The sequence below is a fragment of the Actinomycetota bacterium genome (assembly GCA_014360655.1).
Classification (GTDB): Bacteria; Actinomycetota; Geothermincolia; order Geothermincolales; family RBG-13-55-18; genus JACIXC01.
Genome location: JACIXC010000004.1, coordinates 1 through 16,447 on the forward strand (window position 1 = coordinate 1; position 16,447 = coordinate 16,447).

The following is a 16,447-nucleotide window of genomic DNA, read 5'->3' on the forward strand; positions in this document are numbered from 1 at the left end:
AGAACCCCAACGACAGCGAGGTCACCGTGGACCTGACCTTCCAGACCAACGAGGGCAAGAAGAACGGCCCCCAGGGGTTCGTGATCCCCGCGAACTCCCGGCAGTCCTTCCTCTTGAACTCCCTCCACAACAACCTGAAGGACATCTCCACCCAGGTGGTCTCCCACGGCGGGGAGGTCATCTGCGAGCGCGCCGTCTACGGAGCGGGCAAGGTCTGGGCCCACGACTCCATAGGCTACAGCGGCGCCTTCTGAGAGGAGGTTCAGGGGCGACAGGCGGGGAGAACGGGAAAGAGCGATCGAGGGCCGGCCGCCTGGCCGGCCCTCTGTCTGGGGTCACATCTTCGGTCTTCGGTTGCCCGACCCTTAGGGCTCACTCATATCCGCATCCTCGCCCTTCCGGCGCGGGGTTGCCTTGCCGCGCCAGGCCGGGCGGAAAAGTCATAAGGGGCCGGTGATCGAAGATGTGACCCCATTAGCGCCGTTAGGTCCGTGGCCCCCTTAGCGACCCTTCGGCCGAAGATCGAAGATGTGACCCCACTATATAACCAAGTGTTTGGCGATGGGGGGGTTAACGCACGCACGAATTCTCGCGAAAACCCCGAGAACGCGCTCTCCCGGTGAAGTCATAAAACGCCGCATGATCATGCGGGCTGCGATTAACCGTGAGAGCTCACGAACGCAAGGTGCAACACCCCCGGAATGCCTTATCGTTTCGGCGGGCGCTATTGGTTGAGAAGGTCGAGAGACCACCCTCTCGCCCTTTGCGTCAAATTAAGTCTACTCGAAAGCCCATTCGTTGACGCGGGCAAGAGCGTGATAATATCATGGGATTGCATGCGGAAAAGCGGAAGGTTTGTGGGCGGCTAGTCGGATGTTCTCAGGCAAGTAGCTTTGGAAACATTCGGTAACTGTCCCGGATCCCATCCTGATATTTGCGGGTGAAAAGAGGGGGTGATGAATCGCTGCTGCTACCACCGCAGGCCTTTTCGCATGCATGCGCTTGCAGGGGTTTCCCGCGGCGTTCCCTCGCCGAAGCGCGAAAAGATCAGAGGACGCGGGGAAAAGTGATCGCGCCTGGATGTGAAGGGGGTATCGTCATGAGTCCAAGGGTCCATCTCAAGCGCCCGGCAAAGCCTTTCATGCTTGTTCCGGTGGCGCTGCTTCTCGTGGTTTTGACATGTTCCCCGGGTACGTTGTCCCTTTTCGGAGGGGCGGTGGCCGTGGCCGAGGGGGAGCAGGGGACCCGGGAGGCCGACAACCCACTTTCCCGCTTGCTTTCCGAATACGGCACGGCGACAAATGGCGAGAACGGATACCTTGAGAGCTTATACCTGGCCGAGGGCTGCACCGCGGAGGGCATGGAGACCTGGCTGGTGTTCCAGAACCCCCTTGATGATGGGCCTGCCGTACTGGACATCGACTTTCTCACCGCGACGGGGCGCGTGGAGGGGCCCCGCGGCTTGGAGGTTCCCGTGCTCTCCCGACGCACTCTCCTGGTGAATACCTACCTGCCGGGCTGCTACGACCTTTCCATCGAGGTGAAGTGCAAGGAGAACGTGGTCTTGTGCGAGCGCTCCATGTACGGTCCGGGAAGGGCCTGGGGGCACTGCAACACGGCATCCTGGGGCCCTTTCGAGGTATGGCTCTTCCCCGAGGGCTGCACCGCGGGGGGCATGGAGACCTGGCTTGCCATCCAGAACCCCGATGATGAGGAGAAGGCCGTACTGGACATCGATTTCCTCACCGCGACGGGGCGCGTGGAGGGGCCCCGCGACGTGGAGGTGCCCGCGCTCTCCCGCCGCACCCTGCGCCTCAACGACTACCTGCCGGGCTGCTACGACCTCTCCGTTGCGGTTTACTGCAACGAAGGAGTGGTGGTCTGCGAGCGTTCCATGTACGGCCCGAATAAGACCTGGGGGCATTGCAGCTCTCTGAACATGTACATGATGGTAGCCGACGCTCCCGATGAAGTTTATCCATACTGGCTCTTCCCCGAGGGCTGCACCGCGGGGGGCATGGAGACCTGGCTTGCCATCCAGAACCCCGATGATGAGGAGAAGGCCGTGGTGGACATCGACTTCCTCACCGCGACGGGGCGGGTGGAGGGGCCCCGCGGCTTGGAGGTGCCCGCGCTCTCCCGCCGCACCCTGCGCCTCAACGACTACCTGCCGGGCTGCTACGACCTCTCCGTGGTGGTTTACCGCAAGGAGGGTTGGGTGGCCTGCGAGCGCTCCATGTACGGTCCGGGGGGACTCTGGGCGCACTGCGGGCAGGGAACCCCCACTTTATGGTGGGCCAGCCAAAACGGCGATGATTTATCCGGTGTCTTCGCGGAGGGCTGCACCGCGGCGGGCATGGAGACCTGGCTGGTACTGCAGAACCCGCTGGAGGAGAAGGCCGTGGTGGACATCGATTTCCTCACCGCGACGGGGCGGGTGGAGGGGCCCCGCGGCGTGGAGGTGCCCGCGCTCTCCCGCCGCACCCTGCGCCTCAACGACTACCTGCCGGGCTGCTACGACCTCTCCGTGGCGGTTTACCGCAAGGAGGGTTTGGCGGTGAGCGAGCGTTCCATGTACGGCCCGGGAAGGGCCTGGGGGCACAACACCTCCGGGATCCAGTTATTCGGCATTTGATAAATGCGTCATGCATATTTCTTGAAAGGGTGCGGGCCCTGGGGGCCCGCACCCATTCCTTCTCGGAGCCTCCCTGAACCCCGCTTTCTTCTGCGTGGGAGAGGCAAGGATGCCCCTAACATGGGCTTATGCCATGAATCAACACGATGGGGATATCGCCGGGCCCGCAATCGTACGGCGCCCACGTCCCATCAAGTGGTGTAATAAGCTCCATCGTGCCATCCCTTTGACGACGACGCCCTAGAAGGCCGCCGGCTCTAGCGACTTCACCTCCTTTTCTGAACCTAAGACCTCACCCTCGATCACGTTTATCCTCGCCTTGGCGAGCGTTTCCAGGCTCATGTAACGCCGGGTCACCTGCCACTCGTCGTCCTGCTCGGCCGGGACGGCACCGACCAGCCGGATGATGGCCTGCCGGTTGGGAAAGATGCCAACGACGTCGGTGCGCCTGCGCACCTCGCGGTTCAGCCGCTCCAGGGGGTTGTTGGACCAGACCTGACGCCACTGCGCCTTGGGATAGGGGGCGAAGGCCAGGATATCGTCGCGGGCCTCCACGGTCATCTCCGCCGCCTCCGGGAAGCGCGCCTCCAGCTGCTCCACCATGGCAGCGTGCTGGCAGAAGACGCTCTTTTTGTCGGGCTGAGCGAAGATGGTGCGCACGCAGGTGGCGACCAGGTCCTGGGAGGCCTTGGGGACCTTGCAAAGGAGGTTGCGGGCGAAGTGGGTGCGGCACCTCTTGAAGGAAGCTCCCGGCAGGCGAGCTGCGATGGCCTCCTTGAGGCCGGGGTGGGCGCCCGCGATGACCAAAGACACCCCGGAGAGCCCGCGGGACAGGAGGCCCCGCAAGAACGCCGTCCAGCCCGCGCCGTCCTCTGAGGTTATGAGGTCTACCCCCAGCACCTCGCGGTGCCCGCCGGAATTCACCGCGATGGCGATGACACACACTACATTCACCACCCTGACGCCCTCGCGCACCTTCTCATGTGAGCGCATCGAGCCAGAGGTAGGTGTAGGGACCTGAGGTCAGGGGGCGGTTCCGGAAGGCCTCCGCCATCTCGTCTAGGGCTTTGGCCATACGGGATACCTGGGAGCGGGATATACCCTCTATGCCCGGCGTCTTCACCGGTTTGTCCATCCTTCGGGTGGAGACGCCGGCCAGATAGCAGTCGGAGATGACGTTGATGAGCGCCTGCTCCGCCCGCCTACGGGGCTCGAGCAGCCAGGCGGGAAAGCAGGAGTCCTGCCTGAGCTTGGGGATCTCTAGGTCGATGGTCCCCACCCGCGTGTCCCGGGGTCGCTGCCGGTGACCGTTGCGCGAGTTCACGCGCTCCACCGATCTCTCCCGGTACTCCGCCCCGCAGATGGCGGCCACCTCGGCATCCATGAGCATGCCCGCCATCAGAGTCATCATCTCCCTGAGCAGGTCCGTATCCGCTTCCTCCAGCTGCTTGCGCAACCACTCCATAAGGTCCATAGTAGGGTTGACCATCGCGCTTCTCCTTTGTCTCTCGGCTTACACTTGAGAAAAGGATGGCACGTTGGTCCTTGCTTTGCTAGGGGGTTTTCGGTTTATACACCACTGCCGGAGACTCTAACGGCTTGCGGCTCGAGAGCGAGGGGGAACAAGCGCATCTCGTATCGGGAGAAACCGCCCGGGCCTGCGCCCATGGGCACGGGGAGCCGGGGTGGGACGCGCGACCTCGGACGTCTCAAACGCGAGGTCCTCCGCACCCCTCAAGGTTTCGGCGGAAGCCTCCGTTAAAAACCTTGTGGACGATATGGCGGCGGGCGGCCCGTTCGCCTCCCGTGCGCGGAGCCCGCTTCGCCGCAGGCAGGATGTCCTTGTCCTTGCGCGCGCCGCGCGCGGGGGTCGACGTACAAAGGAGGAGTCAAAATGGCCGAGGAGTTCAAGCGCGCCGGATTGAGGCTCAACCTGTTCCAGAACGAGGAGTTCGACTTCCAGGTGGTGAGGAGCCTGGGCGCCTCCTGCCGGGGCGGCGCCACGCTGGGAGAGTGCCTGGCCACGGCAGGCCGCATCGAGGACGGCGACGTGCGCGGCTGGGCGCGGGAGTGGGCGGCCACCGCGGGGATGGTGGAGGAGCGCGCGGAGGAGTTCGCCGCCGCCGGGGCGAGGAGCGCGGCCCGCGACGCCTACCTGCGGGCCTCCATGTACTGGCGCGCCGCAGAGTACTACGGCTTTTTCTCCGAGCCCGAGCGGCGCGCCCACTGGGAGAACAGCGTGCGCTGTTTTCGCGCCGCGGCCGGGCTCTCGGGGTATAGCTGGGAGGTACTGGAAATACCCTTCGGGGATCTGAGCCTGCCCGGTTATTTTTTCTCGCCCGGCGGCGGAGGAGGGCGTCTCCCCACCCTGATGGTCCTGTCGGGCTTCGACGGCACCATGGAGGAGTCCTATTTCGGCGTCGCCGCCTACGCCCTGGAGGACGGATACAACGTGATGATGTTCGAGGGTCCCGGCCAAGCGGCCATGTGCCATCTCCATCCCGACCGTCCCTTCATGCCCGATTTCGAGAAGCCGGTGGGCGCGGCGGTGGACCTCGCGCTCTCGAGGCCCGACGTGGACCCGGACCGGCTGGCCCTCATGGGCATCAGCCTGGGAGGGTACTTCGCCGCCCGGGCGGCGGTCCACGACCGCAGGATAACAGCGTGCATCCTCAACTCCCCCATCATAGACATGCACGCCTATTTCGCCGGCTCCGCGCTGAAGAACCTGGTCGAGCTGCCGGAGGAGGATTACGAGGCGGCCATGCAGGCGGTGCCGGTCATCCGCTGGGTGATCGAGACCTTCGGCCGGCGCTTCGGGGCGAGGACCGTGCCCGCCATGCTGGAGAGGATGAAGGAGTTCAACATCCTGGGGCGGGAGGGCGAGATCGCCTGCGCCACCTTGTCCCTGGTGGGGGAGGGGGAGGGCGAGGAGGCCCGCAGGCAGGCCGAGCTCTTCCACGCCAGGGTATCGGGGCCCAAGGCCATGCACGTGTTCAAGGCGGCGGAGGGGGCGGACGCGCACTGCCAGGTGGGCAACCTGCCCCTGGCGGCCGGCGTGATCCTGGCCTGGCTGAAGAAGGTCGACTGGGGAAGCCGGGCCTAGCCGGTTTCAGGGTCAACCCCGGACATGGGACGTTTGGTGCTGCCCGGTCGTGTTGATCGGCGCGGTTCCGCGCCGGTTTCCTTCTTCCGGCCCGGGCCGCCTGGAATAGTGGAATAGGGGTCGTGTCTTCGCTTTTTCATTCCGTCGTTTCGTCTTTTGGGTGCGCGCCGTCTCCTCGGAACGAAAAAGTGAAGACACGAACCTCATCTCCGCTCCGCAACGCCTGGCACCGTTGCGCCTCCGGCGCGATCGCTTCCGCGATGCAGGCTGTCGGGTGGGGGAGGGAAATCCCGGCGTGCATATCCGGACGGGTGCTTCAGCGGCGGAACCGTCCGGCGAAGCGGGCGGCGCGCAGCAGGGGGTGGGAGCGCATCTCCTCCAGGAAGTCCCGGATGTCGTCGACGGTCTCCCGCGTGTTGCGTCCTTCTGCTGAGATGTTGCGAACCCGCTCTTCCATGGAGCGGATAGAATCGCCGAGGCTCGCGGAATAACGCGAGAACTCGCGGCCCCAGGCCTGGCCGTCCTTCCAGGCGTAACGGAAGGCGCGGTAGAGGAGCAGGCCCGTCCTGACCAGCAGGGCCAGGGACAGGAAGAGAAGGGCCAGGGACGCGAGAACCGTCATCCAGGCGGCGAAACCCATGCAGTCTCCCTTCCAGTCCCAGGTCATCACTTATGTCATCTCGCCGGTGGTGATAGCATATCCCTCGCCTGGGAGGGGCGGCAAGATTCGTTTCGCGTAGCGAGGCGACATCTTCCTCCCGAGGCCCGCACGCACGATATTCTTGCGGACGCCCGGAGAATTCTTGCGGACGCCCGGAGAAGGGCAGCCCGGTTTCCCCGGATCCCGTATCATTTCAGCAGGAGATTCGGGCGGAAGAAGGTGAAGGGGCCCGCGCGATGCTGTAACGTTTCGGTAGGCGCTTTCCGGGTTGAAAAAGGTTGAGAGACCGCGCGGGGCGTTTGACAAAAAGGGAGGCCGCTTCTTACCATGCATTTTGACGCCTTGCGGGGGCGGCGTTCCGCTTGCGGGCTTATCACGACGGCGCGGACGCATGTGGCATGGTCCATGGGCGGGACGGTAGCCTCGCGGGCGGGGAAGGGGTGGGTGGAGGAAGGAGAGCGTCGGCAGGGTTCCACGCTGCGGACCGGAATGCGGCCTGCATACGCCCGGGGCAGGCAGGGAGAACCATGGAAGAACCGTGGGGATGTATGCCGGGTATGGGAATGGCAGGACCAGGCATGGGAAGTGGCGGGAAGGAAAGACGGCGGAGGTGAAACCCGAGGTGCCAGGTAAGGCCGCACGCGCGGAAGGATGCGACATGCCCAAGGCCTACGACCCGGGCGAGGTGGAGGAGAAATGGTACTCCTTCTGGGAGGAGAAGGGGTACTTCCACGCCGAGGTGAACCCGGAAAGGGAGCCCTTCACCATCGTCATACCCCCTCCCAACGTGACCGGTTCCCTGCACCTCGGGCACGCCCTCAACAACTCCCTGCAGGACTTCATCGTGCGGCGCAAGCGCATGCAGGGCTACGAGACCCTGTGGCTGCCGGGCACGGACCACGCGGCCATCGCCACCCAGGCGGTGGTGGAACGCAACCTCGCCCGTGAGGGCAAGACGCGGTGGGAGATAGGGCGCGAGGCCTTCCTGGAAAGGGTCTGGCAGTGGGTGGAGGAATACGGCGGCACCATCATCAGGCAGCTCAAGCGCATGGGCTGCTCCTGCGACTGGGAGCGGGAGCGTTTCACCATGGACGAGGGCTGCTCGCGCGCCGTGCGCGAGGTCTTCGTGCGCCTCTACGAGGAGGGCCTCATCTACCAGGGATACTACATCGTGAACTGGTGCCCGCGCTGCCTCACCGCCATCTCGGACATCGAGGTGGAGCACGAGGAGGTGGAGGGAAAGCTCTGGTACATCCGCTACGATCTCAAGGACTCCGATGAATGTTTCTACGTGGCCACCACCCGGCCGGAGACCATGCTGGGCGACACCGGGGTGGCGGTCAACCCGCGCGACCACCGCTACCGCCACCTGGTGGGGAAAACGGCCGTCCTCCCCCTGCTGGGGCGGGAGCTGCCCATCATAGCCGACGATTTCGTGGACCCCGAGTTCGGCACCGGCGCGGTGAAGGTCACCCCCGCCCACGACCCCAACGACTTCGAGATGGGGAAACGGCACGGCCTGCCGGAGATCAACATCTTCACCCCCGAGGCGGTGGTGAACGAGAACGGCGGCCCCTACGAGGGGCTGGACCGCTACGAGGCGCGCAACGCCGTGGTGCGCGACCTGGAGAAGATGCACTACGTCCAGAAAGTGGAAAACCACCTGCACGCGGTGGGGCACTGCTACCGCTGCCACACCGTCATCGAGCCCTACCTATCCAAGCAGTGGTTCGTGAGCATGAAGGAGCTGGCGGAACCGGCTATCAAGGCGGTGGAGGAGGGGAGGACGCGTTTCGTGCCTGCCCGCTGGGAGAAGATCTACTTCGACTGGATGTACAACGTGCGCGACTGGTGCATCTCGCGCCAGCTCTGGTTCGGGCACCGCATCCCCGCCTGGTACTGCCGGGAATGCGGGCGGGTCATCGTGTCGCGCGAGGACCCGGACCGCTGCCCGTGCGGCGGGGAGCTGGAGCAGGACCCCGACGTGCTGGACACCTGGTTCTCCTCCGGCCTGTGGCCCTTCTCCACCCTGGGCTGGCCCGAGGACGTGCCCGAGCTCGGTTACTTCTATCCCACCTCGGTGCTGGTGACGGCCTTCGATATCATCTTCTTCTGGGTGGCGCGCATGATGTTCCTGGGCATCCACTTCATGGGCGACGTGCCCTTCCGCGAGGTCTTCGTCACCGCCCTCATCCGCGACGAGTCGGGGAAGAAGATGAGCAAGTCGTCGGGGAACGTCATCGACCCCCTGGACGTCATCGAGCGTTACGGGGCCGACGCCCTGCGCTTTACCCTTGGGCACATCGCCGTGCCCGGGAGGGACGTCTTCCTCTCGGAGGAGCGCATCGCCGGCAGCCGCCATTTCTGCAACAAGATCTGGAACGCCTCCCGCTTCACCATCATGAACCTGGAGGACTTCGACCCGCAGGAGGTCGGGGAGGAAAAACTGGAACTCACCCTGGCCGATCGCTGGATCCTCTCCAGGTTGAGCGGGCTCATAACGTCCATGGACGAGTTCTTCGGATCCTACAACTTCAGCGAGGCCTGCCGTGCGCTCTACGAGTTCTTCTGGGGCGACTTCTGCGACTGGTACGTGGAGCTCTCGAAGCTGCGCCTCTACGGCGGGGACGGCACGGCCAGGCGCACGGCCCAGCACGTGCTGTGGACGGTGCTGGAGCAGGCCCTGCGCCTGCTGCACCCTTTCATGCCCTTCATCACCGAGGAGATATGGCAGCGCTTGCCACACGAGGGCGAGTCGCTGGTGGTGGCGCCCTGGCCGCGGCCGCGGGCTGAGCATCGCGACGCGCGTGCGGAGGAGGAGATGGCCGTACTGCAGGAGATCATCACCTGCCTGCGGCGTCTGCGTTCCGAGATGGGAGTGCGCCCCAACGTGCAAGTGGAGGCGATGGCGGTTCCCCTGGTCGAGGGCAGGCGCGAGCTCTTGCTCGAGCACGCGCTTTACGTGACCTCGCAGGCGCGGCTCTCCTCGCTCCGGCTGGTGGAGGGCGTGGAGGACCCGACCGCCTACGCGCGGGGGGTGGCGGCCGGCGTGGAGGTCTTCATCCCCCTGAAGGGGGAGGCTTTCTCGGAAGAGGCGGAGAGGATAAGGCGCGAGATCGCGCGGCTGGAGGAGGAAGCCCGCCGTTTCCAGGCCAAGCTGTCCAACGACCAGTTCCTGGCCAAGGCGCCTCCCGAAGTGGTGCGCAAGGAGCGGAAGAGGCTGGCCGAAAACCGGCTCAAGGTGGAACGCCTCAGCGAACAGCTGAGACTTTTGGGGGAGTAGCGGCAAACGGGACCTGTTCCCACGGCATCGCCGGCAATAAACGGTCCCTGGCCCCAGGGCGTGGTCCATGGTGTTGACGGTGAAGGGAAGGTTGCGCGGTGGATTTCAGGGAGGCGGAGGAATACCTCGACCGCAGGTCGCGCTTCGGCATAAAACCGGGGCTGGACCGCATCCGCCCGCTCCTCGAGCGGCTGGGTAACCCCCAGCTCGCTTACCCTTCCATCCATATAACAGGCACCAACGGCAAGACCTCCGTCGCGCGCATGGTCTCCTCCATCCTGGGGGTGGGAGGGAGGAGGGTCGCACGTTATACCTCCCCCCATCTCCAGAGCGTTACCGAACGCATATGCGTGGACGGACGGCCCGTGAGCGAGCGGGAGTTCGCCGCGCTGCTGGAGGCGGTCATCCCCGCGGTGGAGGAGACGGACGCGGAAACGGGCGACCCGCTCACCTACTTCGAGGTCACCACGGCCATGGCCTTCCTTCATTTCGCGCGGCGGAAGGTCGACCTGGCGGTCGCCGAGGTGGGGCTGGGCGGACGGTGGGACGCGACGAACCTGGTGCGTTCGCGGGTGCAGGTGATCACCAGGGTCGCCTACGACCACATGGACGTTTTGGGGGACACGCTGGAGGAGATCGCCTTCGAGAAGGCGGGGATCATCAAGGAGGGAAGCGTGGTGATAACGGCGGTGGATCACCCCGGGTCCTTCAGGGTGATCGAGGAGGCGTGCCGGGAGAAAGGGAGCGACCTGAAGATATTTGGAAAAGATTTCCATCTACTTTATAATCTTACCTACGGCGTGGAAACGGGCAAGATCGGGCAGGTTGTGGGCGTACGGGGCCTGCTGCGGGAATACGGCGACCTCTACCTCCCCCTGCTGGGCGAGCACCAGGGGGTGAACGCCGCCTGCGCGGTGGCGGCCTGCGAGGCCTACGCCGGATCGGCGCGGGACCTTTCCCTCACGGAAGTGGAGGCGGGCCTGCGCCGCGTCACCTCGCCGGGGAGGCTGGAGGTGGTCTCGCTGCACCCACTGGTGCTCCTAGACGGCGCCCATAACCCCGACGGCGCGGAGCGCCTGGCGCAGGTGATTGCGAACGACCTCGATTTCGAGAGGCTGGTGCTGGTGATCGGGATCCTGGAGGACAAGGACATGCGCCGCATTCTGGAGGTGCTGCTCCCCCTGGCGGACACCGTGGTGGTGACGCAGAGCTCGGAGGAGAGGGCCGCTCCCGCCCGCAGGCTGGCGGCACTGGTGCGGGAGATGGGCCGCGATTGCGTGGTGGTGGAGGATCTGAGGGAGGCGGTGAAGTTCGCCCGCACCCTGGCCGCGGTCACGGACATGGTCTGCGTCACCGGGTCGCTCTACACGGTTGGGGAGGCGAGGGCGGCCATGGGCCTGCGCCCGGAGTAGGTGTAGGGGTATCGCTCACCCCGTTATCGCTTCGCGGATGAGGTACGGGATAGAAGGTGATCGGAAGGAGGATAAGGCAGGAGGGGCGAAAAGGCGTAACGAGGAATCGCGCGAGGTAACATGGCGGAAGAGGCATGCAAAACACGGGAGCAAGAAGACGGCGTGGAACCGTAAGGGAGGACGGAGGAGCAAGAAAGACATGGAAAAGGAGAGGACCCTGGTCCTGGTCAAGCCCGACGGGGTGGAGAGGGGACTGGTGGGAGAGGTGATCTCCCGCTTCGAGAGGCTGGGCATGCGCATCGTGGCCATGCGCATGCTGAGGATGGACGAGGAGCTCGCCTCGCGGCATTACGCGGAACACGCGGGAAAGGATTTCTACGCGGAGCTGGTATCCTTCATAACCTCGGGCGACGTGGTGGCCATGGTGCTGGAAGGGGAGGCGGCCGTATCTCAGGTGCGCAAGGTGATGGGGGAGACGGACCCCCGCAAGGCGGCTCCCGGGACCATCAGGGGGGATTTCGCGGTGGAGATCACCCGCAACATCGTGCACGGTTCCGACAGCCCGGATACCGCCGCCAGGGAGATCGACCTCTTCTTCCCCGGGCTCGCATGAGAAGCTCTTCCCCGGACTCACCGTGAACGTGGGTGACGTGGGCCGGGTAACGGGCGGCGCGGCACCCGCCGGGATACGCGGCGTTTCGGGCGGCGTGCCGGCCCATGGAGCCGGACGGGGGTGCGGCCCTCGCCGGGTTGAGGGAACCGGGGGATGCCCGCTTCCGTCTACGGAACGGTGGGGCCGTGCCTACGGCATGCCGGGCATCCGCACCTCTTTGACCTGCTGAAAGGAGCGGGAAAGGGTATTGACGGCGTCCCCATGTGATAAAATGTTTGGTGCAGCAAGCGGCCTTCGGGCCGTTAAAAATATGAGGGAAAGGTGATAGGTATGTTCTCCTCCTGGGAGATGCTGGGAAGGGACATGGCCATCGACCTGGGGACGGCGAACACCCTGGTCTACGTGCGCGGGAAGGGCATCGTGCTCAACGAGCCCTCCGTGGTGGCCATCAACACCAGCAACGGCGCCATCCTCGCGGTGGGGGCGGAGGCGAAGAGGATGATCGGCCGTACCCCGGGCCATATCGTCGCGGTGCGCCCCCTCAAGGACGGGGTGATCGCCGATTTCGACGTCACGGAGAAGATGCTCCGCTACTTCATCCAGAAGGTGCACAAGAGGCGCCTCTTCGCCAGGCCCCGGGTGGTGGTCTGCGTGCCCTCGGGGACCACCGGGGTGGAGCAGAGGGCGGTCGAGGAGGCCTGCATACAGGCGGGAGCGAGGGCCGCCTACATCATCGAGGAACCCATGGCGGCGGCCATCGGGGCGGGACTTCCCATCCACGAGCCCACCGGAAACATGGTAGTGGACGTGGGCGGCGGCACCACGGAGGTGGCGGTGATCTCCCTGGGGGGCATAGTGACCAGCGAGTCCATCCGCATCGGCGGGGACGAGCTGGACGAGGCGGTGGTCAACTACATAAAGAGGGAGTACAACCTCATGATCGGGGAGCGAACGGCGGAGGAGCTGAAGATCCAGATCGGATCCGCTTTCCCCGTGGATGACGAGATCAACGCGGAGATAAGAGGGAGGGACCTGGTCACCGGCCTGCCCAAGACCATCGTGGTGCTGGCGGAGGAGATCAGGGAGGCCATAGAGGAGCCCGTCTCCTCCATCGTGGAAGCGGTCAAGACCACCCTGGACAAGACTCCCCCGGAGCTGGCCTCCGATATCATGGACCGCGGCATTTACCTCACGGGTGGGGGATCCCTGCTCACCGGGCTGGACGAGAGGTTGCGGCACGAGACGGCTATGCCGGTGGTGGTCACCGCCTCGCCCCTGTCCGACGTGGCCATAGGATCGGGGAAATGCCTCGAGGAGTTCGATATCATGAAAAAGGTGTTGATCTCCTCATCCCGGCACTGATCCGGGGTTGAGCGATCATGATGGAGAGAGAGAACCGGCGCCAGCGCACGCTGCTGATCATCCTCGTCGTCATCTGCGTCCTCCTGGTCACCGTCTATTCACGCGAGAGCGACGACGGGCTCTTCCACCGCCTGCAGCGCTTCTCCATGGACGTCGTCTCCCCCCTCCAGAAAGGGATGAAGAAGGTGTTCGGCCCGGTGCGGGACGGCATCGCTTTCCTGCTGGACCTGGGGAGGGCGAGGGGGGAACGCGACCGCCTGAAAGAGGAGGTCAAGGACCTGGAGGAGAAGGTGCACGAGCTGGAGGAGACGAAGCGGGAGAACGAGATGCTGCGGGAGATGATCTCCGTCAAGGAAGCCAACCCGGAACTGGAATTCCTGGTCGTGGACGTCATCGGCGCCAACCCGGACGCGTGGGAACAGACCATCCTCATCGGGGCGGGCTACTCCGACGGCCTGAAGGAATACATGGCGGTGCTGAGCGAGGACGGGAGCCTGGTGGGGAGGATCATTCTCTGCACCTCGCAGTCCTCCGTAGTCCAGCTCATCACCGACGAGGAGAGCGCGGTGGGGGCGAAGCTGCAGCGCAACTCGGAGATGGGCGTGCTGCGCGGCGAGGGGGGCGGAAAGGTGCACCTGGAGCTTCTCAACCAGGACGCGGACGTGCGCACGGGAGACATGGTCGTCTCCTCCGGCCTCGGGGGCACCTGCCCGGCCGGCATTCCCATAGGCGTCATCACCGAGATAGGGGAAAAGCAGGCGGACCTTTCGGTGGGCATCATCATCCAGCCCCGGGCCAACATGACCCGCCTGGACAAGGTCATGGTGGTGATGTCGCCACAGCCTTCCACCGCCCCGGGAGTGGCGGAAGGAGGTCGTTGAGATATGATGTCCGCACACCGCCGCCTCCTTTTCGCCATCATCCTTCTGGTCTTCCTGCTCATACAGGTGGGGGTGGCGACGGAGATAAGCGTGGGAAGGGTGAAGCCGGACATCCTGCTGGTGGCCACCATATGCTGGGCGCTGCTGGAGGGGCCGAGCCGGGGCGCGCTGTTCGGGTTTTTCGGCGGCCTGCTCGAGGACGCCTTCACCACGGCCGTTATGGGGGTGGGGGCGTTCGCCAAGACCATCCTGGGCTACGCGGGCGGGGAACTGCGGCAGCGCGTCATATCGAAATCCGTCGTCTGGCCGGCCGTCATCGTCTTTTTCGGCTCCATCCTGCACGAGCTCATCAAGTTCGCGACCTGGGCCATGGTGGGCATGGAGGAGAGGCCCGCCTTCAATTTCGGCATCATAGCCGGGATGGCGCTTTACAACGCCCTCCTCACCCTGGTGGTGTATCCCGTGCTGGCGAGGTTCAGCACCGGCGAGGAAAGGGCGTTGATGTTCTGATGGGGGGTGTAGATGATGCCGGTTAACCCGCAGCAGAAGGGCGCCATGGTCCATCGCTACACCCTTTTCGTGATGTTCGTAGGGGTCATGGTAGCGGTGCTCGTGGTGAGGTTGTGGTTCCTGCAGGTGGTGCAGGGGGACCGCTACCGCGTAATGGCCGAGGGCAACCGCATACGCGAGGTCCCCCTCGAGGCCTCGCGGGGCAAGATCCTGGACAGGAACGGTCAGATGCTGGTGGGCAACCGCTGGGCCCTATCCATTTTCGTCCTTCCCACCGAGTTCGAGAAGCTGGAGGACAAGGAAGGGGAGGCGGCGAGGCTGGCGGAGATGCTGGGCATGAGTGCCGAGGAGGTCCTGGAAAAGGTGCAGGGGGAGGAGGTGCAGCCCCACAAGCCGGTGCTGATCCGCAAGGACGTGGACCCCCGCGTCTACTTCTACATCGCCGAGCGGCAGGTGGATTTTCCCTGGGTGCTGGCGGAGAAGATGCCGGTGCGCGAGTACCCCGAGGGGGACGAGAGCCTGGCCGCCCACGTCCTCGGTTACCTGGGCGAGATATCGGAGGAACAACTGGAGAAGCTGAGCGAGAAGGGGTACAAGGCGGGGGACATCGTGGGCACCTCGGGCGTGGAGGCCTATTACGAGGACATCCTGCGCGGCGTGGACGGCAAGATGATCATGGAGGTGGATGCCCAGGGGAAGCCGCTGCAGGAGCTGGGAAAGGAGGAGCGCAACCCCGGGAAAACCCTGGTCCTGACGCTTGAAAAGGAGCTGCAGAGGGAGGTGGAGAGGAGCTTGCGCGACGGCATGGCAAGGGCGCGCACCTATTTCGACAAGGAGAGGGGTATGAGCTACGTGGCTCCGGCGGGGGCTGCCGTGGTGCTCGACCCCCGCAACGGCGAGATACTGGCCATGGCCAGCGAGCCCACCTTCAACCTCGAGGATTTCGTGGGCGGCATCGACGAGGAGGAGTGGCGCAAGCTCAACGACCCCGCGAATAACTACCCCCTGAACAACAGGGCCATCGTAGGGCAGTATCCGCCGGGTTCCACCTTCAAGGTGGTGACCGCCATGGCCGCCCTGCAGGAGGGGATGGTGGCCGCCCGTTCCCCCTTCCGCTGCAACCACGTGTTCAACCGCGGGGAGTTCGAGCAGTTCCCCAAGACGTGCTGGGGAACGCACGGCTCCATCGATTTCATCGACGGGATCATCCAATCCTGCGACGTGGTCTTCTACGAGTTGGGGTACGCCTTCTACGAGAACCGTAACCGGGAAGGCTGGGTCACGCGCCTGCAGGACTACGCTCTCCTGGCCGGCCTGGGCCACACCACGGGGGTGGACCTGCCAAACGAGTTCGAGGGGAGGGTCCCGACCCCCCAGTGGAAGTGGGAGTTCAACCAGGGAAACCCGGATTACCAGAGGTGGTACCCGGGGGATACGGTGAACATGGCCGTGGGCCAGGGGGATATCCTGGTAACCCCGCTGCAGCTGGCGAACCTCTACGCCGCCATCGCGAACCGCGGGCCTTTTTACCGGCCTCACGTGGGCAAGGAGATCCTCACCTACCTGGGCGAGACGGTGGAGACCATTCAGCCGCAGCGCCTGGGCGATATCACGGAACCCCGGAACGAGCTGGGCATATACGTGGGGAAAGACAAGCTCGACGTGGTGCGTTCCGCCCTCACCGGCGTGGTGGGCGGCGGGGGCACGGCGGCGGGCGCTTTCGCCGGCTTCCCCATAAGCCAGATACCCGTGGCGGGAAAGACCGGGACGGCCGAGGTGCAAGGCAAGCAGCCCTGCGCGTGGTTCGCCTGCTATGCGCCCGCGTACGATCCCCGCTACGTGGTGGTGGTCATGGTGGAAGAGGGTGGGCACGGAGGCCTGGTGGCTGCACCGATCGCGCGCCACATACTCGAATACATCTTCGGCCTGCCCCAGGGCCAGCCCGAAGTGACGGTGACGGAGTAGGAAGCCTTGTAGAGGGAGA

The 16,447-nt window shown here is 64.9% G+C and carries 11 protein-coding genes and 1 pseudogene; 10 read left to right on the plus strand and 2 right to left on the minus strand.

Annotation, left to right across the window (positions count from 1 at the left end):
* Together H5T73_04035 and H5T73_04040 are read left to right on the plus strand one after the other, a co-directional pair.
* The coding region (locus H5T73_04035; protein ID MBC7246936.1) for a hypothetical protein at positions 1 to 254 on the plus strand (254 nt) is incomplete at its 5' end.
* A 968-nt stretch (positions 255 to 1,222) separates the two neighbouring features.
* Complete coding sequence (locus H5T73_04040; GenBank protein ID MBC7246937.1) at positions 1,223 to 2,635, plus strand: hypothetical protein; 1,413 nt, start codon at positions 1,223 to 1,225, stop codon at positions 2,633 to 2,635.
* 240 nt (positions 2,636 to 2,875) lie between these two features.
* Here H5T73_04040 and H5T73_04045 read toward each other — a convergent pair.
* Positions 2,876 to 4,124: pseudogene (locus tag H5T73_04045) on the minus strand (IS256 family transposase).
* A 405-nt stretch (positions 4,125 to 4,529) separates the two neighbouring features.
* Between H5T73_04045 and H5T73_04050 the strand changes: the two are divergent.
* On the plus strand, positions 4,530 to 5,741 hold the full coding sequence (locus H5T73_04050) for an alpha/beta hydrolase (GenBank protein MBC7246938.1): 1,212 nt from the start codon (positions 4,530 to 4,532) through the stop codon (positions 5,739 to 5,741).
* Between the two features lie 316 nt (positions 5,742 to 6,057).
* On the opposite strand, the gene H5T73_04055 is transcribed toward H5T73_04050, so the two are convergent.
* Positions 6,058 to 6,411, minus strand: a complete 354-nt coding sequence (locus H5T73_04055) for a hypothetical protein (GenBank protein ID MBC7246939.1) — start codon at positions 6,409 to 6,411, stop codon at positions 6,058 to 6,060.
* Positions 6,412 to 7,060: 649 nt separating this feature from the next.
* Here H5T73_04055 and H5T73_04060 point away from each other — a divergent pair.
* From H5T73_04060 to mrdA, 7 genes are all read left to right on the plus strand, one after another.
* Positions 7,061 to 9,685: a valine--tRNA ligase gene (locus tag H5T73_04060; protein MBC7246940.1), complete on the plus strand. Its 2,625-nt coding sequence runs from the start codon at positions 7,061 to 7,063 to the stop codon at positions 9,683 to 9,685.
* 98 nt (positions 9,686 to 9,783) lie between these two features.
* Positions 9,784 to 11,097 carry a bifunctional folylpolyglutamate synthase/dihydrofolate synthase gene (locus H5T73_04065; protein MBC7246941.1) on the plus strand — a complete coding sequence of 438 codons (1,314 nt, stop codon included), beginning with the start codon at positions 9,784 to 9,786 and terminating at the stop codon, positions 11,095 to 11,097.
* Between the two features lie 199 nt (positions 11,098 to 11,296).
* Positions 11,297 to 11,710 (plus strand): nucleoside-diphosphate kinase, encoded by a 414-nt coding sequence (gene ndk / locus H5T73_04070; GenBank protein ID MBC7246942.1) that lies wholly within the window; start codon positions 11,297 to 11,299, stop codon positions 11,708 to 11,710.
* Between the two features lie 348 nt (positions 11,711 to 12,058).
* The gene (locus tag H5T73_04075; protein ID MBC7246943.1) at positions 12,059 to 13,072 is read left to right on the plus strand and encodes a rod shape-determining protein; all 1,014 of its coding nucleotides are present in this window, start codon (positions 12,059 to 12,061) and stop codon (positions 13,070 to 13,072) included.
* 17 nt (positions 13,073 to 13,089) lie between these two features.
* Positions 13,090 to 13,953: a rod shape-determining protein MreC gene (gene mreC, locus H5T73_04080; protein ID MBC7246944.1), complete on the plus strand. Its 864-nt coding sequence runs from the start codon at positions 13,090 to 13,092 to the stop codon at positions 13,951 to 13,953.
* A 3-nt stretch (positions 13,954 to 13,956) separates the two neighbouring features.
* Complete coding sequence (gene mreD, locus H5T73_04085) at positions 13,957 to 14,463, plus strand: rod shape-determining protein MreD (protein MBC7246945.1); 507 nt, start codon at positions 13,957 to 13,959, stop codon at positions 14,461 to 14,463.
* Positions 14,464 to 14,475: 12 nt separating this feature from the next.
* A complete protein-coding gene (gene mrdA, locus H5T73_04090; GenBank protein ID MBC7246946.1) occupies positions 14,476 to 16,428 on the plus strand; it encodes a penicillin-binding protein 2 in 1,953 nt (650 codons plus the stop codon).
* Positions 16,429 to 16,447 lie beyond the last annotated feature (19 nt).

Bases quoted from the DNA above. Each gene is read 5' to 3' on its own strand.
- H5T73_04050 (MBC7246938.1), top strand. From the start codon at position 4,530: ATGGCCGAGGAGTTCAAGCGCGCCGGATTGAGGCTCAACCTGTTCCAG.
- mrdA (MBC7246946.1), top strand. From the start codon at position 14,476: ATGATGCCGGTTAACCCGCAGCAGAAGGGCGCCATGGTCCATCGCTAC.
- mreC (MBC7246944.1), top strand. From the start codon at position 13,090: ATGATGGAGAGAGAGAACCGGCGCCAGCGCACGCTGCTGATCATCCTC.
- H5T73_04075 (MBC7246943.1), top strand. From the start codon at position 12,059: ATGCTGGGAAGGGACATGGCCATCGACCTGGGGACGGCGAACACCCTG.
- ndk (MBC7246942.1), top strand. From the start codon at position 11,297: ATGGAAAAGGAGAGGACCCTGGTCCTGGTCAAGCCCGACGGGGTGGAG.
- H5T73_04060 (MBC7246940.1), top strand. From the start codon at position 7,061: ATGCCCAAGGCCTACGACCCGGGCGAGGTGGAGGAGAAATGGTACTCC.
- mreD (MBC7246945.1), top strand. From the start codon at position 13,957: ATGATGTCCGCACACCGCCGCCTCCTTTTCGCCATCATCCTTCTGGTC.